Raw genomic sequence first — 20,821 nt, 5'->3', positions numbered from 1 at the left:
GAAGCACTCGTTTAGAATTCTTTTAGAATGCAAGAAATTGAAAGGAGCAAGTTATGTATTCGTATTACGCTAGGCAGAATATGATCCAGCCGCATGTAGTTTCGTTTGCTCGGGGAGATGTAACGGGGGATAGAATTCCCGATAATGTCTATTTAACGGGGATAATGACTCCAGATAGTCCATTTATACAAAAAATCACACTTCATGTTCAAGATGGAAAATCAGGCGAGCTATTCATGATCCCACTTGGTGAGAATGCAGGTTACAATCCGACTGTATTCTTAGGAGATTTTACGGGGAATGGAGTAGATGATATTTTCGTAAGTATTAATTCAGGTGGTAGTGGTGGAATGATGTACCATTATCTTTATTCCTTTTTGAATCATACATCACAATTATTATTTGATTTTACTGTTTATAACGATATGTACCAATATGAGGTTACCTATCAGGATGAGTACAAGGTGGAAGTGATAAGCAAGATTAATAATAAAAAGTACATGATAGACATCTCAACAAAAGACATTGAGTATTTACATGAAATATATGATAAGAATGGCAAACTGAAAAGTCCGATTACTGGATTTGTAAATCCTCTTAGTGGTTTATATCCTGTAGATTTTGATTTAGATAACAAGTATGAGCTATTAGCCTATCAGAAAATTGCAGGGAGATATAATGCTGATACGTTAGGGTTTGTGTTAAATACGTTAGACAGGTCGGATAATAGGTTTGTATTGCAAAATCAGTATGTTGCTATATTGGGAAGTTAGGATAAAGATATAAAAAACTCATTTCGTTACCAGACTGTGAACCGTATCACAAATAGTGCTAAAGCAGAGAGTGGAAGTAACTCTGGATAAAGATTTATTAAAAGCCAATTTAAATTGAAGGAGACCGTTTGTTATTTAGACGGTCTCCTTTTGGTTTCTTAAACTTGTACTTCACTCATAAATGCATGAGTATTATCTTCTGTATCTTTAAAAAATACCATCCATGTTTCTGTTTGTCCCATTTTCGCTACAACATGTGGTTCATCAATAAAGATAACTTCTTTACCTATTAAGCGCTCATAAGTATCTTTAATATTAGTTACTTGAAAATAAATAACTGAACTTGAATGAGCGAATTTATCTTTTTCTGGTAGTGATAACATTAGTCGCAACCCATTACATTCAAAGAAAGCCATACTATCAGTGTTAAATAAAAGGGAGAGACCTAATTTCTCTTTATAAAAATCTAATGCTCTATTCAAGTCTTTAACAGGTACACCAATCTGCCCAACCCTTTGAACCATTGTTGTTTCCATAAAACATTTCTCCTTTCAAATATCTATTCGATAAGCATAAGTAATTTCCTCTAATTTCTCTTATCCAATATCACCTTTTTTCGATATTCTGTAGGAGATATACCAACATGTTGTTTAAACATTTTACTAAAGGACACAGGGTTTTGAAATCCAAGAATAAAGGTTGGTGTTTTTCCTCCTTCCAATCTGTAAAGGCAATTTGCTACATACAGTGACCTCACAACTCAAAATTCCTTGTTTTACGACCACATGCACCAAAAGTACTAAAAAGGTACTATTTCCTTCAAAATATGCATGGAAAAAGATGCTTGAAACAAAATATTTAACTGAAGGAGGGGGAAAAGTGCCGTCATTTTTTAAAAAGAGTGAAAAGAAACGACAAGATGTCTCCTTACCAGACAGTCAAGTGTTGGAGTCAAAGAAAGTGACAATAAGCAATAACGTAGAACAAACCATTGATGAGTTTACACAGATATTTCAGAAGGATATCGATTTTTCAACAAGAAGGTTTCATTTGTACGGTGAAGCCTCTGCTGTTGTCCTTTATATAAGTAGTTTAGTTGACCAGGAAAAAATAGATAGAGACATTATTAGGCCTCTTCAAGAGAGCAAAAGACCTGAACGTGACCATGCTTGTATGACAACAACTTTACTGAAAGACGTGCTCTATCACTGTTCAGGAACAGCAGAGTCTGTACTTTCTAGCTTGCTTTCAGGACTAGTAAGAGGAAAATGCATCGTTCTTATTGAGAATTCAGACAAGGCTCTCCTCCTAGATGCTTATAAACCCGAAAAAAGGGGGCTCACTCAGCCCGAGACAGAAAGAGTGGTTCGTGGTCCACGCGATGGGTTTATCGAACAGATTATGACCAATGTATCGCTCTTACGGTACAGATTACCAGTACCAGAATTTAGAGTGGAACATATGGAAGTTGGTGAACGGACAAAAACAAGAGTAGGGATTTGTTATATGGAGGGGATTGTTAACCAAGAGCTTTTAACAGAAGTGAAAGTGCGCTTGGACAAAATTAATATTGATCGAATCCTAGATGCTGGGTATATTGAGCAGTTAATTCAGGATAATCCACGGTCTCCGTTTCCTCAGGTTCAAAATACGGAGCGTCCAGATAAAGCGGTAGGTAATTTACTTGAGGGCAGAGTCGTCCTTTTAGTAGATGGGTCACCGTTCGCCTTAATAGTTCCTGCCGTTTTTAACCAGTTTTATCAAACGAGTGAAGATTACAATGAGAGATTCATGATAACAAGCGCCATACGTATGATTCGCTTTATGTCTTTGATTTTTTCATTAACGTTTTCTTCCTTCTATGTAACGGTACTATCGTATCACCCGGAAACGATCCCAGCGAAGTTTGTCGTTGCTGCATCTAGTGGCAGATCAGGAGTACCTTTCCCTGTATTTATTGAAGTGCTGCTAATGGAGATTGCGATGGAGATATTGCGTGAAGCCACAGTCCGCATGCCTCAACAGGTAGGGGGAGCTTTATCTATTGTTGGGGTTCTTGTCATCGGACAAGCAGCTGTCATGGCAGGTTTTGTTAGCCCGATAACAGTTGTGATCATCGCTCTATCCACAATTGGCTCGTTTGCAACTCCCTCCTATAATGCAGCAACAGCCTTTCGGATGCTTCGGTTTCCATTAATTGTTCTAGCTGGCACATTCGGTTTACTTGGGTTAGCGTTTGGGGTCATTTTTATCCTAAATCATATGCTTTCCTTACGTTCTTTTGGTCTACCATATATGGCACCAGTGGCACCTGGGAATTTTACAGGAATAAAAGATACCTTTATTCGTGCACCACTTCGCTGGTTAAAGGAACGACCTGCCGAGTTACAGACACTGGATGTGCGAAGAACGGATCCTGGAAAGGAAAGAGTACCTAAACCAACACTGAATGGTCAAAAGGAAGGTGACTCTAATGGATAAGCAAAGAGAAAAGATTACTACCGTACAGGTTGCATTTATCGTCATTAGCTCCATCATTGGTGTTGCTATGCTGGCTTTCCCAAGGTTTGTTGTGAAGGGAGCAGGGACGGGTGCTCCCTTTGCTAGCTTATTAGGAGTTGCTATCGGATTTATTGGTCTTTTGGCAGTAGTATATTTAGGAAAACGATTTCCGAGGCATACCATCATCAAATACAATGAAATCATCTTAGGGAAACCTATCGGTCGTTTTTTTAGTGTAAGTATTATCCTTTTCTTTATGCTTAGTATGGGGCTTGAAACAAGACAATTTGCAGAAGTCGTTGCAGGTGCACTGCTGCCGAATACACCCATTCATGTTGCCATTTTTATGATGATTTTCTTATGTGCCACAACTGGCTTTCAAAATGTGGCGACATTTGCGTATATTCATTTTTTCTATATGCCCCTTATCCTTTTTCCTTTAGCCTTAGTGCTTTTACCTGCTATCGGTGATATTGAGATCTATCATATTACTCCTCTTTTAGGGAATGACCCAGCATGGAGGGGGTTTTTACAAGGTGGTCTTGTTGTTACTCAAACCATGTTAAGCTTTTTTGTTATAACGATGGTTATTCCGTATATGAAAAAACCAGAAGCATGTATAAAGGGAGGAGTTTTCGGATTCTTGATTGCTGGTTTTTTTGTCATTTTTACCGTTGTCATGACTGTTGGTGTATTTGGGGATGAGGAAATCTCTCAAATGATATGGCCGACCTTAATACTTGGGAGAATGATTTCTGTTCCAGGAGAGATTCTTGCTAGAGTTGATGCAATCTTGGTTATTTCCTGGATATATGGAGTTTTTACAACGTTACTATCTAACTATTTTATCATTGTCCGAGGTATAGGTGAATTATTTCGTTACTACAATTACCGAGTTATCTCACTAGCTGGGTTTCCAATCATCTTCTGTATTGGACTGTTCCCTCAAAACATATATGAAATGTCTCATTATATTTTGATTGTGACATTTTCAGGGTTACCTTTACTCATTGTTTATCCTATCATTCTTTTAGGAATTGCAAAGTTTCGTAAAAAAGGAGGGGTTTCTGCATGAAAAAAGGACTTGTTTTCGTAGTCCTCCTTATTATAACTTTTTGCCTAACAGGATGCTGGGACCGGTATGAGCTAGAGGATCGAGCGAATATTCTTGCATTAGCGATTGATCTTGCTGAAAAAAATGTGGAGGATCAGGTATCTCATAAAAAAGGCGACTTTCCGATTAAAAATAGAGACACATATTACAAGGTAACGGTGCAGGTCGCTTTGCCAGGTAAAATCAAGTTAGGTCCTGAAGGCGGAGGTGGGGATGGCTCGGAGAAAACAGCTTGGATCCTTGAAACATATGGCCATACGCTAAGGGATGCGATGGGCAATCTGCAACAACAGCTTGCCGAGAAGTTATATTTGGGTCACTTGCAGATTATTGTTGTTTCGGATGAAATTGCAAAGAACGGTATAGAGGAAATCAATGAATTTTTAAAACGGGACTATGAAGTCCGTAGAACAGCTTGGATGGCGATCAATAAAAAGAATGCGGCGAAGGTATTACGAACAGCACCACCATTAGAAACAGTTCCAGCTCTTTATCTGTCAGATACTCTAGACAATGCCGTGCGTTTTGGGAAGCTTCCAAAAGAATATTTAGGGAAGTTTTGGATTGATGCTTCCGATAAAGGGATTGACCCAGTTCTACCAGGAATTAGAGTGATCGACAATGATCGAATTTTAGTAGATGGAATTGCATATTTTCGAGGAGAAAAGATGGTGGGGTTAACAACACCAATTGAAATTGGTGCATTTATGGATATGAAAGAGAAGAACTCTGGAGGGTATCCACTCAGCTTATCCTTAGATGATGGGGATGTCTATATCATTCAGTCGCAAGAAAGACAGTCTGACATTCAAGTCGATGTGAAAAATGGAAAACCTTCCGCATCCATCCATGTAACAGTAGATGCCAATTTAGACGAGGCAATAGGAGCAACCGTAAATGCTGACAAAATAAAACGGATCGAAAAAGCAGCTAATAAGAAAATGAAGGAAATTAGTGAGGAATTAGTCATGCAGCTGCAGGAAAAGGGATCAGATGTACTCGGACTAGGGGCTCGCGTTAGAGCAAAATTTGGAACGTACTGGAACGAAGTGGTAAAAACTGATGAAAAATGGTCTGATATATACAAGGACATGGAGATACACGTGACGTTTGACTATACGATACGACGGACAGGAATAGATTGGGAGTAATTGTAGTGTTGTTGTTAGCATAGGGGCCATGTTCTTATATGGCCCTGGGTTATTGATACCTAAATCAAAGAGGAAGAGATACAACTTTTTTCATGATAGAAATCGGTTTCTAAAAATACGTTTTTTCTGCTGAAAACCTTTGTTTTTCTATGAGTTTTTGGAAGATACACTTGGTTTCAAATGCATATTTCAGTATTTAAATTTAGAAAATTTTTAAAAAATGTCTTGATTTTTCCATTTTAAGAGATTAATATGAAGTTGAAAGCGGATACATATTATTTTTTTGACCATTAGCGAAACCGGTTTCCTAAACTTGTCCATAACCATAAGGGGGTGTTCATTTCTTTCGCAAATCAATAGAGTTTTTAAACTAGTAAAATACTATATTTGGGGGGCATGAAACGTGAAAAGTATGAAAAAATTTGCTGCTCTTGGTTTATCATCGATGCTTGCACTTTCGTTAGCGGCTTGTAGTGGAGATAATGCTGAAAAGTCTAGTAACACAAATGATGGCGGGAAAAAGGAACAAATTACGTTAGACTTCTGGACGTTTGGTGCAACAGGGTATGAAGATTTAGCGAAGGAATACGAAAAACAAAATCCAAACATTAAAATTAAAGTGAAAGCATCTGAAACAGCGGATCATCATGATGCCCTATTTACGTCTTTATCTGCTGGTAGTGGTGCACCTGATATCGCGATGCTTGAGATTGATCAATTCGACCGTTTCAAAGTAGCTCAAGATCGATTTGCGAACCTTTATGATCTTGGTGCAAATGATGTGAAAGACCAGTACTTAGAATGGAAATGGGAAGTTGGAGAAAATGCGGATGGCGATTTCTTATTTGGTCTTCCAACGGATATCGGTCCTAAAGCGTTGTATTACCGCACAGACTTATTTGAGCAAGCTGGTCTTCCAATAGAGCCAGATGAGGTAGCATCGCTCATTAATTCACCAAAAGCGTTTGAAGAAGCTGGTGTGAAAATTAAAGAAGAAACAGGAATGCCTTTTGTGGATAGTATTGAAATGGCATACCGTGCATACTTAGATGCTGCAAAAACTGCTTACTTAACTCCTGAGAATGAATTAAATCTTGGGGCAGATAGTGAAGTGAAAAAAGCATATGACTATGCTGTACATTTAAATGACATTGGGATCGTAGGGAAATATACGATGTGGAGTCCTGAGTGGGCGAATGCTGTCAACAAGGGTGAGTTTGCAGCTGAGTTAGGTGCAGGTTGGTTAAAAGGCTGGATGGAAGGAAATGCTCCTGATGCTGTAGGTAAATGGAAAGTGGCTACATTGCCAACAGAATTTGCAGCTAACTGGGGTGGTTCATACATCGCAGTACCAAATGAAACTAAACATGCACAAGAAGCGTATGATTTTGTTGAATGGCTCGTATCACCTGACAATCAATTGAAATCTTTCCAAAGCCATGGTTTATTCCCATCTGCTCATGCTGTCTATGATATGGAAGAATTCAAGTCAAATCAAGATGAGTTCTTCGGTGGGCAAGCGTCTGCTCCAGTATTCGCTGAAGCTGCTCAAGATATCGCGGGTATTGGGTATAAAGGGGAAAAGTACTTCCCAGTTCATAATGAAATCTTAAATGCACTTAAAAATGTTCAAAACGAAGGGGCAGACCCAGAAAAAGAATGGGAAGCTGCTGTGAAGCGTGCCGAAGATTTAATGAAGCGCTAATCTAGTAAACTTCGTAAACAAGAACAAATAAATTGATCTGGTCGGCTTATGAAAGTAGGCCGACCATCCTCACATAAAAACGTGTGAATGGTCAAGACGGAAGGAGATGAAGCCCTATTCTACCTGAAACAGAAAAGAGGCGTGAAAAAGTGAATTCGATCAGTAAGAAAGAACCAAGCGTTAGGAAAAGGAAATACAGGTCTGAAGAAAAGAAAAATATGATTTCAGGATATTTATACATAGCGCCTTTCTTTATCATCTTTTCAATTATTGGTCTATACCCAGCCCTTTTTAGTATTTACCTAGCCTTTCAAAAATGGAACGGGTTAAGCCCGATGACATTTAATGGATTAGCTAATTTTGAACTTGTGTTAACTGACCCTCTGTTTTGGAAGTCAGTGTATAACACCATTGTAATAGGAATTATGGGGACTGCTCCACAGTTAGTTGTTGGTCTTATTCTAGCCTACTTACTAAATATGACTTTTCTTAAGTTTAAAGGATTTTTCCGAGTGACCATCTTTATGCCATACTTAACGTCAATGGTTGCGGTTGCTTTAATCTTTAGTGTGTTATTTAGCAATCATGAATCCTCGCTTGCCAATTATGTAATGACTCATTTCTTTGGACTTGACCCAATTGCTTGGGCGGCTTCAGAATGGGGAACCAAAATTGCCATCTCGATCATGGTTTTCTGGAGATGGGTAGGGTATAATACAATCATTTATTTGGCAGGGATTCAAAGTATACCAAATGATTTATATGAGGCAGCTACTGTTGATGGTGCCAATAAGTTTCATCAGCTCTTGTATATTACCATCCCAATGATGAAGCCATTTATTATCCTGACTGTATTCACATCAACGGTTGGTGCGATGCAATTGTTCTCTGAACCGACTGTCTTCTTAGGATCTGATGCTTTTACAAGGGACGAGGCGATGACGATTGTGATGTACTTGTACCGAGATGCGTTTCGATTACAGTCATTTGGAACAGCTTCGGCAACAGCGATTATTCTGTTAGTCATCATTTCTGTATTTGCTGTCCTTAATATTAAATTAACGCAAGGCTTTGGAAAGAAGAGAGGTGTCAATAAATGAGTACTGTAGCAAAGAAAAATCGAAAAAAGTTTTCGGTAGGCAGAACACTCGTTTACGTATTTTTGCTCATTGCCGCGCTCCTTTCTTTGTTTCCATTTTATTGGATGTTCGTGATGGCGACTCGACCAAGTGCTGCTTATAACAGTATTCCGCCAACCCTTACACCAGGAACAATGTTGGTCGAAAACTTTAAAAAGGTACTAAGCCAGATTGATTTCTTTGGTGGGATGTGGAATTCGTTTGTGCTGTGTGCTGTCGTTACAATTGTCGTTCTGTTTATTAGTTCATTAGCAGGCTTTGCGTTTGCGAAGTTTAAATTCCCAGGCAAAAACATATTCTTTGTCGCCATTTTAGTAACGATGATCATACCGCCACAGCTAGGGTTAATTCCTCAATATTTCTTAATTTCAAAAGCAGGGCTTCTTGATACCTTACAAGGGGTTATGATTTTATTCTTTTTAAATCCATTAGGGATTTTTCTAATGCGACAGTATATTACGGAAGCCGTTCCGGATGAATTAATAGAAGCAGCGAAATTAGATGGATGTTCAAACTTCCGAATTTACCGAGGAATCGTCTTACCGATTATTTTACCGGCATTTGCAACACTTGGAATCATTGTTTTTACAGCTGTTTGGGGAGAATTCCTATGGCAGTTTACGGTATTACGTGATCCAGAAATGTATACGATTCAAGTTGCATTGGCACAATTGAGCAATACCCATAATGTTGATTTCGGGATGATTTTATCTGGTGTATTCTGGGCTACGGTTCCATTACTAATTATTTTCTTATTATTTAACCGATTGTTTATTTCAAGTATTACGGAGGGGTCCGTAAAATAATGAATTTTCCTGCCAAGCTATTGTTTCACTCTGTAACTCTTAGTAATCTAGCAGTAGGAGAATTTTTAGACGGAATAGAAGGGATAATACGATGAGTTTAACGATAAAAGACATCGCACAAATGGCAGGAGTTTCACAGGCAACCGTTTCGAAGGTCATCAATAATTATGGCGGGATAAGTGAGAAAACAAAGAATAAGGTCCTGACGGTTATCAATGATATGGGGTATGCGCCTAATTTTTCGGCTCGCTCATTGGCAACGAAAAAATCGAATCTGATTGGCCTCATTTATGCCGGTAAGATCAATGTTGATATGACCCATCCCTATTTCAATGAGGTTATTTCAACCTTTAAAAAGAATATTGGATTACTAGGGTACGATATCTTATTGTTTTCCAACGAACATTTTCTACAAGACCAAGGCAGTTATCTAGCGAGATGCAAGCATTTTAACGTGGATGGCTGCTTGGTTATTGCTGGTGAAAAAGTAGAGTCTGCGACCTATGAACTAGCGGAAAGCGGTTTCCCTTGTATCGGAATTGATATAGAGTTAACAGGACCAAGGGCGAGCTATGTGATAACGGATAATGAAAATTTATCACGAAAAGTGGTCGAGCATTTTTACTTGAATTCAGTTCGCAAAATCGGATATATCGGCGGGATGCGAGATTCTGTCATTTCAAATTACCGGTTAAAAGGATATACGAATGCAATGACTCAGTTTGGTCTTGAGAAAAGAGATGAGTGGATTCAGTACGGTGACTACAATGAGGAAAGTGGTTATCGTTGCATGAAAGAAATACTGAAGCTGAAGGAATATCCGGAAGCTATTTTCGCTGCATCGGACTTAATGGCACTAGGGGCAATAAGGGCTATTAAGGAAGCTGGGTTACAAGTTCCGCGTGATATCCGAGTTGTTGGATGTGATGACATTGCCGCTTGCCGATACAGTGACCCTGCCTTAACAACAGTGAAACAGGAGAAGGAGAAAATCGGAAAGCTTTCCGCTTATATGTTAAATGATTTAATTGAGGGAAAATCAAAATTAAAACCTGTGTTCACGGACTCTGAAGTGATTGTCAGGGATTCGTGTGGCACGAAGAAAACCTTCTGGTAAATTCAGAACATCACGCCTGATTTTTTCAGAAAAGGAAGAACAACAAGAATGTATGAGGTGTAAGGGGGGTTACGGTGAACTATTATGCAGTTTTCGATGTTGGTGGTTCCACAATCAAATATTCCCTTATGGATGAAAGATGTGGTTTTTTGGAAAAGTCTTTTCTTCCTACACCGAAAGATGGCATTGATGCTTTTATAGATGCGATTGATTCAGTGGTGAAGGAATTTCAAAAAAGTCATGTACTTAGTGGCATCACCTTAAGTATGCCTGGGGCTGTCGATGTGGAGTCTGGATATATTAAAGGATTCACGGCCATTCCATATATACATGGTCCCAATATAAAGGAATTAATTCAAGAACGAACAAAACTTCCGGTTGAGCTTGAGAACGATGCGAATTGTGCAGGCTTAGCGGAAGGCTGGATTGGTGCTGCGAAAGGTGTCAATGATTACATTTGTATTGTGATCGGTACTGGAATTGGCGGTGCACTCGTTCTTGATAAAAAAGTTCGCCGTGGCAGCAATCTTTTCGGCGGAGAATTTGGGTATATGATTCTCGAAGACTATTTGAATCAGCCAATTGGGGAGACCTGGAGTTCGCTTGCCGCTACATGGGGCTTGGTTATGCAAGTCGCAAAGCGTAAAAACATAGACCCACATACGCTTGATGGGCTAAAAGTGTTTCAGATGGCAAATGAGGGCGACCTAGATGTACAGGATGAAATTGACAAGTTTATTAAACGCTTAGCAGTAGGGGTTTATAATTTGCAATACATTATTGATCCAGAAAAAATTCTAATCGGCGGCGCCATTAGTAAACGGGAAGGTTTCATTGATCGTATAAATGAAAAGCTTAAGGCGATGAAGCCGAATGAAGAATGCATCGACATTCAAATCTATCCGTGCCAATTTGGCAATGACTCAAATTTAATTGGGGCGCTATGTCATTTTTTACAAAGAGAAGCATCACGTCTAGTAAACAATGTGAATCATTCACATGATAAGGAGGGAATACATTGATACATGAGAAGTTAAAGCCATTTCCTAGTACCTTTTTATGGGGGTCAGCCTCGGCAGCCTATCAAGTAGAGGGCGCATGGGATGAAGATGGAAAAGGACCGTCTAACTGGGACCAATTTGTCCGAATTCCTGGTAAAACGTTTAAAGGAACGACCGGTGATACGGCAGTCGACCATTACCATCGCTATAAAGAAGATGTTCGTCTTATGGCAGAAATGGGCTTGAAAGCATACCGATTCTCCGTTGCATGGACCCGTATTTTTCCAAACGGCAAAGGGGAAGTCAATGAAAAAGGCATCCAGTTCTATAGTGATTTAATTGATGAACTACTTGCTCATAAAATCGAACCGATTCTAACAATCTATCACTGGGATTTGCCACTGGCGCTTCAAGATGAGTACGGTGGATGGGAATCTCGTCAAATTGTAGAAGACTTTACCAACTATTCCGTTACCTTATTCAAGCATTTTGGTGACCGAGTAAAGTATTGGGTGAGCTTAAATGAACAAAACATTTTCACTAGTTTTGGATATCGAACGGCCCTTCATCCTCCAGGCGTAAAGGATGAGAAACTCTTTTATCAAGTAAATCATCACGCAAACCTTGCGAATGCAAGAACGATTAAAGAGTTCAGAAACTATGTTCCAGACGGTAAAATTGGACCGAGTTTCGCATACTCTCCGTCCTATGCTGCGACCTCTCATCCAGAGGATATCCTTGCTGCAGAAAATGCGGAGGAGTTTAATGCCCATTGGTGGATGGACATCTATACATGGGGAACGTACCCTAAGGCTGCGTGGGATTACTTAGAACGAAAAGGCGTCGCGCCAACACTTGAGAGTGGTGATCTCGACTTATTAAAAGAAGGTACACCTGATTTCATGGGATTAAACTATTACCAAACCACAACCTTCGAAAAGAACACATTAGATGGTGTGTCTGCAGGGAAAATGAATACATCCGGAAAGAAAGGCAGTTCACAAGATACGGGAGTTCCTGGTCTCTATAAAACAATTAAAAATGAAAATCTCGAACGCACCAATTGGGATTGGAACATCGATCCAACCGGGCTGCGAATTGCTCTTCGTCGGATCACGAGTCGGTACAAGTTACCAATCTTAATCAGCGAAAATGGACTTGGTGAGTACGATGTTCTCGAAGAAGGCGATATCATAAATGATGAGTACCGCATTCAATATCTTCAAGCACATTTAAAAACAATACAAGAAGCGATTAGTGATGGCGTGGACATGCTTGGCTATTGCACTTGGTCATTTACAGACCTATTAAGCTGGCTAAATGGCTTCCAAAAGCGTTATGGATTTGTTTATGTAAACCAACATGAAGAAGGGACACACGATCTCCGCCGCATCAAAAAGAAAAGCTATTATTGGTATAAAGAAGTTATTGAAACGAATGGTAGTATACTAGAATTTGCGGAAACGGCGAGTGAAAGAGAGTAAGAAATTTTGTGCGTTAGCGAATATGGGTACAGTAATGACGTGTGAATTGTCACACGTCATTTTCTTGTTTATTAAGGTTTTTAGACTTTTACAACTTTATTTGCAATACAATTGACTTTTATTAATAAAGGACAATAGGTATTGTAACTTCTTACAGGCATTTAATCTATTATTTTTTCAAAATTTATTTAATAAGGGCTTTTTTGTGACCATGTGTTTGTATAAAATAAAAATAGAATACATACATAGTTAAAAAAGGGGAAATTATGGAGGATAATAGAGAGAACACAGTGAATACAGAGATACCAGACGTATCTAAAGAGTTGATTTCGAGTAAGATTAACCTACTTAAAACCGATTTACAGCCGATTCTTACAAAGATTCGTACTGGACTTGGAAAAGAAGATTGGGATAAATATTGGTTCAAATTATATGTTCAGAAACCTTGGTCTAAGAGCAAAGAGACGCTCTTAAACAATAAAATTATTGCAGGTGTTACATTGGTAGTAGGCACGTTCCTTACCTCTAAATTCGCAACACCAATCGAAGATTTCTCAACATTTCTTTTTGAGAAAATCAATCAGCTGGACAACCCACTTGTCAAAGATTTACTCACGGAGAATGGTGAAGCCAAACTCGATGAAAAAGTGAAAACTTATGCAACTGCAATCATTTCCGCACTCCCGGTAACTGCTCTTATCTATGCAGGTTTACATATATGGCATTTTGGTACTGCTAGAAAAGAGATGCTTGACCATAAAAATGAATCTTTTAATTTAGGATTGTATAAGATTCATAATCCTGAAATTTTTCAGTTGGCAGAATCGTTCGGGAATGGTGGTTTTGATTTAGGTCAATTTGAAAGCTACATCCGCTCGGATGACGACAGTGAAAAACAACAAAAAACCATTGAAATGATTATAGATATGCAAACGGGTTTGAAAAAATTTCAATCTGATGCAATCAGTCTAACCAATGATACAAATGCATTGAACGAATTGTTGGATACTTTTCAACGAAACTTCAACCGCCTAAGCAACGTAGTGCTTCATAAAGATTTTGATAACTTCGAATTTAGTTTGTCTCTTTTGAGTAAAAAGTTTGTCCTTTATCGCTTTATAAAGAATGATAAAAATGCCGAAAAAATCACAGAGTCAGGAGAGGTCGGAACGGATCGCTTTTTAGAAATAGAAGCGAATAAACACCAACCTTTCATCGACCTTTACTTAAAGGATAAGAGTTCCTCTATAGACCATAAAGTCGTTTCTTATTTGGTCAGATTGAACGATGATGAAACTTGGGTCATTACATATTATTTGGACACTGATACAAATCTAAGAGTGAAATTCTTGATTGGAGATGGTAAAATAGGGGAAGAAGAAGAGAGTATCTTTTTCAGTCAAGAATTATACGATATTATTCGAAAGCACCTGTTGGTAATCCATCATATTGATTCGATAATGAATTCAGTAGAGGAGGAATCGTAATGAGTAAACCGAATAAAACATTTCGTTTGAATAAAGAGATAGAGCATAAAGCAGTTTTGCTCTCCAAAGGTGTTAAAGGCTTTAAAGTTAAAACAACCGATGGGCGTGTCCTAACTGTTAAAATCAGCAATGAGCTAAGCCCAAGAGGTAAAGCGGTAAAAGTTCAGTTAGAAAATGAGCGGGAAGAAATTTTGAAAAGAGCACAATCTATGGACCAAAAGTTTGCCGAACTTCTTCAACTGGTCAGCAGTAAATAAACAACAAAGATAAGTCTCCTTATTAAAGGAGGCTCATTTCTATTTTTTTTGAACGTGCTCTATGAGCTTGCCCATTTTTTGGTTTAGATGTTCAATCTCTTGATTAATTTTATCTGATTTATTTTTCATAATTCCTTTTATGCTCTTCATATCCCGATAGTTTTTATATTCTTTTGCCACACGGAAACCTCCCCGTCAAGATTCCTTCTCTGATAAGTATGAGCCAGAAGTTTGAGGTATTACTATCTTTGACCAATTTTGTTCACCTGCTATCATCATAAGTGATTAAATTTTGATAAGTTAAATCGCAATTAATAGTCAAGTATCTCCCGCAATTGATTTCATAAGAATTTTCTCTTGAAATATTAAGGTTCATTAGATGAAAATGGACTTTAAGGAAAAAGGATACCCGGTTTAGATCCTAGCTAGATTTTTATTACAGTACCTTGCAATGTACAGTACAACATGTTATCTTATACTCAACTGCTATATTTTATGGTTAGGTACTGTCTATTGTAAGGTAGTGTTCATTGTTATATATAAAGCAACCAAGAGAAGAGGTGAGTACAGGTTGAACGTTCAATTTAAAAAGGGTGTCTTAGAATTATGTGTGCTTGTGCTGCTGGATAAGAAGGATCGGTATGGATATGAACTCGTGCAACGGATTTCTGACCAAATTGAAATCTCGGAAGGATCGGTCTATCCATTATTACGACGGTTAACGAAGGAAGAATATTTTACAACATATTTACAGGAATCAAGCGAAGGGCCATCAAGAAAGTATTATCGACTGACTGATAAAGGGCGTACTTACTTACACCAATTAGTAGATGAGTGGAAGGAATTTTCCGAAGGGGTCAATCAGCTAATTAAGGAGGGAATATCCCATGAATAAGAAACAATTTTTATCAGATTTGGAAAGGCGGTTACGAACGCTGCCAAAAGAAGAAAAGGATGATATCTTACAAGATTATCAGGAATATTTTTCGATCGGACTGGAAGAAGGAAAAACCGAAAGTCAGATTGCTGAATCACTAGGTTCACCGAAACAACTTTCAAAAGAGCTATTGGCGACTTATCATATTGAGAAAATGGAAACCACCACTTCCACTCGAAATATGTTCAGTGCGGTATGGGCAGTGATTGGCCTTGGTTTTGTTAACTTATTGATTGTTCTCGGACCATTTCTTGTCATTCTTTCCCTTTTACTAGCAGGTTGGATTACGGGCGGAGCAGGAGTGTTGAGTCCACTATTGGTAGTGGTTAATACCGTCGTACAACCTGACATATTTGAATGGTTTGATGTATTCGTTTCAATCGCGTTTTGCGGAGTGGGTTTATTTATTTTAATAGGAATGTATTATGCAAGTATTGGTGTGAAAAATGTCTTCCTTCGTTACTTGAAATTCAATGTGTCCATTGTGAAGGGTGGGGTGAAACATGGCTAAAAAGTTATCGGTAGTAGCACTATTATTATTCCTTATTGGTGCAGTCGGCAGTGCCGTTACATACGGTTCGGTGAATCAACAAGTTACCATCCATGAGAAGAAACCGATTGAAAATGAGAATATCACATCCATACAGGTAGATCTAGATAGCACAGATGTGGAGTTCATATCTGTTCCAAGTATGGATGAAGCACGAGTGGAGTTAGTCGGAAAAGGTGTAGAAACGACAACGAATGATTTTTCTGTAATGGAAGATGGTCAAACGCTTTTTGTTTCGTTGGAATCGAATCGTGAAAAATGGTTTAGCTTCGGGTTTAATTTTCCGTCCCTAACCTTAAAAATATATGCACCAGAAAAAATGTATGAGAACGTAAAGGTAAAAGGATTCTCGTCAGATTTGCTTGTCCAAAACCTTCAGTCAAAAACAATGAATCTAGTAACAGATAGCGGTGACATAAAGGTAGAAAATATCAAATCTGAAAAAATGAACGTCAAAACATTTTCTGGTGACATCCATATGAATCAGGTAGAAGGGGTTATTGAGACGGAAACAGACAGTGGAGATCTAACCGTACAAGATGCATCTGTCACATCCTTTGATGCCGTTACATTTTCTGGAGATCTTGAATTAGAGAACATACAGGGTGCAATCACAACAAAGACAGATAGTGGTGACGTTTTTATCTCGACAAGTGAAATTACCGATGATATACATGGGAAAACATTTAGCGGGGATATAAAAATTAAAACTGCGAAAGAACCAACTGACGTGACCTTTGAAGTGAGTACATTTGCAGGCGATGTGAATTTATTTGATAAATATAAGCATAATGCCAAAGTAGGAGAAGGAACGATTTTGATTCAATTAGAAACAGATAGTGGAGATATTACAGTTAAATAAATGAAGAGAGTGCTTTCCCCAACAAAAGGGACAGCACTCTTTTTTATGTTTCAGGAGCTTTTTTCACTAGAGCCAGTAAGACGATCATTCCAATAATACAGGCAGTTCCAAGCCATTGATAAGCCCCAAAAGGTTCTTTTAACCAGAAGACTGTCGTTAACACGGCTGCTAATGGCTCAAGCGTACCGAGTAGACTTGTTTCTTTAGGAGAAAGACTTTGTAAGCTTTCAATATAAAACCAAAACGCGATCATTGTTCCAAAGATGATGACAAAAAATAAGTAGAAATAGGCTTCCCCCGTTAGACTTGCAAAGTCTATCTGCCATGGGGGATGGATAAAGCTTAATGCAAAGCCACCAATTATCATCGCCCAGCCAACTATCAAAAGCGAATCATATTGAGCAAGAAGCGGAACAGCATACAAGGTGTAAAATGCTAATGCTACCCCTGATAAAACGCCCCAAATAATCGCAATTCCTGGTACAGATAGCTCGGAAATGGAGCCGTTTGTTAATAAGAAAAAAGATCCAACTAAGGCAAGAATTACAGTTACTAGATCTTGACGGGTAAGGACAGTTTGTTTTCGTAACAGCAAATAAATGATTATCATGACAGGTGCTAAGTATTGTAAAAGAGTCGCAACAGCAGCATTTCCATGATTAATGGAAGCCATATATGTATACTGAACCGCGAGCATGCCGAGTAGACCAAAAATTATTAGTTGAGCTGCTACCTTTTTATTTTTCCATACACCTAGTATTTGAGAACGGTCCTTTCTCAAAAAGTGTACGCCCAAGAGTAAAATTCCAGCAATGAGCAAACGTGTGGTTACGAGCCAGTTCACATTTATGTCGTATGCTTGAAAGAGCTTCTGAGCAACAGTTCCACCAACACCCCATAACGTTGCCCCTGTAATGACAAGAAGTAATCCAATTCGTCGAGTCGAATTATTCATAATTATTCTCCATGATTTATATAATTTTAGTTTAATAATAACTGAAAAAACCTCAATTTAGTACGAATACGTAAAAAAAAATCCAAGTGTATAACGTGTGAGGTAGAAATGTAATAGATTCAGACCGTTTAATTATGCAGAAGGTTTAACTGAATGTTCAAAATATTATCGAATTACAGCAGAATGTGTTAAAGATTTGTGTTATAATTAGTGAAAAAATCATAACAGGTGGCGAAAATTGGAAGTTTCATGCATTACAAAACTAGCTAGTTTACTTACATAATTTGCAATTGGCACGGAAACTTGTTTATACAGAATTTTATAATAAGGGGTAGCTTATGGGTGTTTTTGAAAAATGGCGAAGGAAGAAAAAGAAAAAGAAAATAAATGACCAGCCTCGCTTAGTTGATCAATTAAAAGATTCGTTTTTTACATTAGACAAAGATTGGCGTTTCACGTATATCAATCAAAAAGGCGAAAAGCTTCTTTTACGAAAAAGAGAAGAGCTCCTAGGGAATATTGTCTGGGATGAGTTTCCTGAAGCGTTTCGAACCACTTTTTATTATGAGTACAACAAAGCGATGACAATGAGGAAACCTGTTCAATTTCAAGAGTATTACTCTCCGTTAAAGACATGGTTCGATGTAAGTGCATTCCCATGGAACGACGGTCTTGCTGTCCATTTCCAGGATATTACGAAAGAAAAAGAAGAGTTAGATATGAACAGGGAGCATTACCAATCACTTTTTGAGAATAATCCAGATGCGATTTATTCATTAGACCTGGAAGGGAATTATTTATCTGTTAACAGTAGTTTTGAGAGAATGCTTGGATACAAGAAGGACGAGGCTCTTAGACTGAATTATAAACCAATTGTAGTGGACGAGGACTATGAAAAAACAAAAAGACACTTTCAATTAGCGGCAAAAGGGGAACCTCAAAACTATCAAGTACATGCTGTCTCGAAGCAAGGAGAGAGGCTAACTCTCTCTGTTACAAATATTCCAATTTTGATAAATAATAATATCGTGGGTGTTTACGGTATCGCGAAGAATATCACGGAAAGAATAGTTGAACAGGAGAAACTACGTAAAAGTGAGGAATTACATAGGTTGATTGGAGAAAACTCTCAGGACATCATTAGCAACAGTACAGCAGATGGCTTGTTCCACTATGTATCTCCAGCCGTATATCATCTATTAGGATATAACCCTGAAGAACTAGTAGGGAAAAGTAGAGATAATCTCATTCACCCAGATGATTTAGAAGCCATAAATAATCGTTCATACTGTGATTCAAATATTGTAATGTGTAGATTGAGGCATAAAAATGGGACGTATCTTTGGTTTGAAATAAATAACAAGGTGATTCGAAATAAACAGGGTGATATTGAAAATATTCTTAGTGTAGCCCGAGATAGTAGTGAACGAATTGCAAACGAAGAGTTGATTCGGAAATCCGAAAAACTTTCAATGACAGGTCAATTAGCCGCAGGAATTGCACATGAAATCCGAAATCCGCTAACAGCAGTTAAAGGATTTATCCAACTCATGCAAAATGGCCAACATCTTGAAAAAGAGTATCTCGACATTATGCATTCCGAAATCACGAGAGTAGAAGGGATCATCAAAGAACTGCTGCTCTTATCAAAACCAAATAAAGAGAACTTCAGCGACAAGAATATTGTCTCTGTTTTAAAAGAAGTGATGACACTTATGAATACAGAGGCACTATTGGCGAATGTGCGGATTATCTCAGATTATGGCAGCGAAGATCAATATATAACCTGTGATGAAAATCAATTAAAGCAGGTGCTAATTAATCTCATACAAAATGGAATTGAAGCCATGCCAAGCGGTGGAGAAATCCTGGTCCAAACCTATAAAAATGAGCAGTATGTGGTGGTATCAATAGCAGATACTGGGCATGGGATACCAAAAGAGATTTTATCGAATATAGGACAACCATTTTACACAACAAAAGCGAATGGAACAGGACTCGGACTTGCCGTATGCTTAAATATCATCGAAAACCATAAAGGCACGATTGAAATTGATAGTGAGGTTGATCAGGGAACAACCTTTACCATGAAGTTTCCGCTGATAGCTAGTAATACATACATATAGCCTTTGAAGTAATGGTAGTACAGATATAGAGGTAGTAGCAAAAATCTTAGCTAGATGACTGTTTAGCAAACAGTAGTGAGTAGATTGATTATTGAAATTGACGGGTTCTCTCAAAGAGTTCTCCTTACTGGTAAAAAGTGTTCAAAGCAACAATTGAAACAAATGTATCATCAAGCCAAAAAAGTAACCTTTGAGCCTAGCGAATTTCCACATGTATTTTGTAGACTTTACAGCTTTGAACAAATCCCGTATTCAGAGGATATCGAGGTTGACTTTGTTTTGGATACAGACACTGATCGCATTTATTCTCCTTCATATTAATATTAACTATATGAAAGCACTCCTTTATTGGGAGTGCTTTTACTGTTCCATTTTACTCTTGGGGTGCAGATGGAGTCGAAATACTTTGTAAGGCTTGCTCAGCCTCGTTTGCGAATTGATTCTCTACAGCTAGATCCCCTAAAGCAACCATTCCAACAATCTGACCATTTTCTTCGATTGGTAATCGGCGAATTTGGTGCTGCGCCATTAGATTTGCTGCCTCATGCGCATCCATATCAGGTGTACCTTTTACAATTTGTTGTGCTGTCATTACTTGAGAAACCGGTGTTTCTGGACTTTCCCCCTGAGCTGTCGTACGAAGGGTAATATCGCGATCGGTTACAATACCAACGATTTGCTTGTTGTTATTTACAACTGGAATAGCGCCGATATTATATTGACTCATTAATGCAGCCGCTTCCTTCACCGTCTGTGTTTCGTTCACTGTCAGAACGTCTGCTGTCATGATATCTCTAACGTTTTGTGCCATTACAATAACCTCCACATTCTATTATGTAATACCGTTATAGGATT

General features: G+C 38.3%; 21 protein-coding genes and 1 pseudogene. 17 read left to right on the top strand and 5 right to left on the bottom strand.

Annotation, left to right across the window (positions count from 1 at the left end; genetic code table 11):
* Nucleotides 1–53 precede the first annotated feature (53 nt).
* The gene (locus tag ACWNMY_RS22115; protein WP_449540405.1) at nt 54–773 is read left to right on the top strand and encodes a VCBS repeat-containing protein; all 720 of its coding nucleotides are present in this window, start codon (nt 54–56) and stop codon (nt 771–773) included.
* Nucleotides 774–931: 158 nt separating this feature from the next.
* On the opposite strand, the gene ACWNMY_RS22110 is transcribed toward ACWNMY_RS22115, so the two are convergent.
* Entirely contained in the window at nt 932–1,309 is a 378-nt protein-coding gene (locus ACWNMY_RS22110; RefSeq protein WP_449540404.1) for a VOC family protein, read from the bottom strand.
* A gap of 50 nt (nt 1,310–1,359) precedes the next feature.
* A pseudogene (locus tag ACWNMY_RS22105) lies at nt 1,360–1,473 on the bottom strand (helix-turn-helix domain-containing protein); the annotation flags it as partial.
* 179 nt (nt 1,474–1,652) lie between these two features.
* Here ACWNMY_RS22105 and ACWNMY_RS22100 point away from each other — a divergent pair.
* The 11 genes from ACWNMY_RS22100 (at nt 1,653) to ACWNMY_RS22050 (ending at nt 14,536) form a co-directional block, all read left to right on the top strand.
* Nucleotides 1,653–3,254 carry a spore germination protein gene (locus ACWNMY_RS22100; RefSeq protein WP_449540403.1) on the top strand — a complete coding sequence of 534 codons (1,602 nt, stop codon included), beginning with the start codon at nt 1,653–1,655 and terminating at the stop codon, nt 3,252–3,254.
* Nucleotides 3,247–4,350, top strand: a complete 1,104-nt coding sequence (locus tag ACWNMY_RS22095; protein ID WP_449540402.1) for a GerAB/ArcD/ProY family transporter — start codon at nt 3,247–3,249, stop codon at nt 4,348–4,350. The genes ACWNMY_RS22100 and ACWNMY_RS22095 overlap by 8 nt, the downstream gene beginning before the upstream one ends.
* Nucleotides 4,347–5,540, top strand: coding sequence for a Ger(x)C family spore germination protein (locus tag ACWNMY_RS22090; RefSeq protein WP_449540401.1), 1,194 nt, complete (start codon nt 4,347–4,349; stop codon nt 5,538–5,540). Before ACWNMY_RS22095 ends, ACWNMY_RS22090 begins: the two co-directional genes overlap by 4 nt.
* 412 nt (nt 5,541–5,952) lie before the next feature.
* On the top strand, nt 5,953–7,245 hold the full coding sequence (locus ACWNMY_RS22085) for an ABC transporter substrate-binding protein (RefSeq protein ID WP_449540510.1): 1,293 nt from the start codon (nt 5,953–5,955) through the stop codon (nt 7,243–7,245).
* A 149-nt stretch (nt 7,246–7,394) separates the two neighbouring features.
* Nucleotides 7,395–8,345 (top strand): carbohydrate ABC transporter permease, encoded by a 951-nt coding sequence (locus ACWNMY_RS22080; RefSeq protein WP_449540400.1) that lies wholly within the window; start codon nt 7,395–7,397, stop codon nt 8,343–8,345.
* Nucleotides 8,342–9,190: a carbohydrate ABC transporter permease gene (locus ACWNMY_RS22075; RefSeq protein ID WP_449540399.1), complete on the top strand. Its 849-nt coding sequence runs from the start codon at nt 8,342–8,344 to the stop codon at nt 9,188–9,190. The genes ACWNMY_RS22080 and ACWNMY_RS22075 overlap by 4 nt, the downstream gene beginning before the upstream one ends.
* Nucleotides 9,191–9,281: 91 nt before the next feature.
* Entirely contained in the window at nt 9,282–10,307 is a 1,026-nt protein-coding gene (locus tag ACWNMY_RS22070; protein ID WP_449540398.1) for a LacI family DNA-binding transcriptional regulator, read from the top strand.
* 74 nt (nt 10,308–10,381) lie between these two features.
* Nucleotides 10,382–11,329, top strand: coding sequence for an ROK family protein (locus ACWNMY_RS22065; protein ID WP_449540397.1), 948 nt, complete (start codon nt 10,382–10,384; stop codon nt 11,327–11,329).
* Nucleotides 11,326–12,792, top strand: a complete 1,467-nt coding sequence (locus ACWNMY_RS22060; RefSeq protein WP_449540396.1) for a glycoside hydrolase family 1 protein — start codon at nt 11,326–11,328, stop codon at nt 12,790–12,792. The genes ACWNMY_RS22065 and ACWNMY_RS22060 overlap by 4 nt, the downstream gene beginning before the upstream one ends.
* A gap of 266 nt (nt 12,793–13,058) precedes the next feature.
* Nucleotides 13,059–14,279 carry a hypothetical protein gene (locus tag ACWNMY_RS22055; RefSeq protein WP_449540395.1) on the top strand — a complete coding sequence of 407 codons (1,221 nt, stop codon included), beginning with the start codon at nt 13,059–13,061 and terminating at the stop codon, nt 14,277–14,279.
* A complete protein-coding gene (locus ACWNMY_RS22050) occupies nt 14,279–14,536 on the top strand; it encodes a hypothetical protein (RefSeq protein ID WP_449540394.1) in 258 nt (85 codons plus the stop codon). Before ACWNMY_RS22055 ends, ACWNMY_RS22050 begins: the two co-directional genes overlap by 1 nt.
* 39 nt (nt 14,537–14,575) lie before the next feature.
* On the opposite strand, the gene ACWNMY_RS22045 is transcribed toward ACWNMY_RS22050, so the two are convergent.
* Nucleotides 14,576–14,716 (bottom strand): hypothetical protein, encoded by a 141-nt coding sequence (locus ACWNMY_RS22045; RefSeq protein WP_449540393.1) that lies wholly within the window; start codon nt 14,714–14,716, stop codon nt 14,576–14,578.
* A gap of 391 nt (nt 14,717–15,107) precedes the next feature.
* On the opposite strand from ACWNMY_RS22045, the gene ACWNMY_RS22040 reads away from it, so the two are divergent.
* The 3 genes from ACWNMY_RS22040 to ACWNMY_RS22030 are packed head-to-tail and all read left to right on the top strand — an operon-like array spanning nt 15,108 to nt 16,885.
* A complete protein-coding gene (locus ACWNMY_RS22040) occupies nt 15,108–15,431 on the top strand; it encodes a PadR family transcriptional regulator (RefSeq protein ID WP_449540392.1) in 324 nt (107 codons plus the stop codon).
* A complete protein-coding gene (locus ACWNMY_RS22035; protein WP_449540391.1) occupies nt 15,424–15,984 on the top strand; it encodes an HAAS signaling domain-containing protein in 561 nt (186 codons plus the stop codon). Before ACWNMY_RS22040 ends, ACWNMY_RS22035 begins: the two co-directional genes overlap by 8 nt.
* Nucleotides 15,977–16,885 carry a DUF4097 family beta strand repeat-containing protein gene (locus ACWNMY_RS22030; protein WP_449540390.1) on the top strand — a complete coding sequence of 303 codons (909 nt, stop codon included), beginning with the start codon at nt 15,977–15,979 and terminating at the stop codon, nt 16,883–16,885. Before ACWNMY_RS22035 ends, ACWNMY_RS22030 begins: the two co-directional genes overlap by 8 nt.
* 43 nt (nt 16,886–16,928) lie before the next feature.
* Here ACWNMY_RS22030 and ACWNMY_RS22025 read toward each other — a convergent pair whose 3' ends face one another.
* A complete protein-coding gene (locus tag ACWNMY_RS22025; protein ID WP_449540389.1) occupies nt 16,929–17,840 on the bottom strand; it encodes a DMT family transporter in 912 nt (303 codons plus the stop codon).
* Between the two features lie 338 nt (nt 17,841–18,178).
* Between ACWNMY_RS22025 and ACWNMY_RS22020 the strand changes: the two genes are divergently transcribed.
* Together ACWNMY_RS22020 and ACWNMY_RS22015 are read left to right on the top strand one after the other, a co-directional pair.
* The gene (locus ACWNMY_RS22020; protein WP_449540388.1) at nt 18,179–19,966 is read left to right on the top strand and encodes a PAS domain S-box protein; all 1,788 of its coding nucleotides are present in this window, start codon (nt 18,179–18,181) and stop codon (nt 19,964–19,966) included.
* A gap of 75 nt (nt 19,967–20,041) precedes the next feature.
* The gene (locus ACWNMY_RS22015) at nt 20,042–20,287 is read left to right on the top strand and encodes a hypothetical protein (RefSeq protein WP_449540387.1); all 246 of its coding nucleotides are present in this window, start codon (nt 20,042–20,044) and stop codon (nt 20,285–20,287) included.
* A gap of 52 nt (nt 20,288–20,339) precedes the next feature.
* On the opposite strand, the gene ACWNMY_RS22010 is transcribed toward ACWNMY_RS22015, so the two are convergent.
* Nucleotides 20,340–20,777, bottom strand: a complete 438-nt coding sequence (locus ACWNMY_RS22010; RefSeq protein ID WP_449540386.1) for a CBS domain-containing protein — start codon at nt 20,775–20,777, stop codon at nt 20,340–20,342.
* Nucleotides 20,778–20,821 lie beyond the last annotated feature (44 nt).

It is taken from the genome of Ferdinandcohnia sp. Marseille-Q9671, assembly GCF_976954385.1.
The sequence above is the reverse complement of the archived record's forward strand: the minus strand, read 5'-3'. Positions and strand labels throughout refer to the sequence as shown.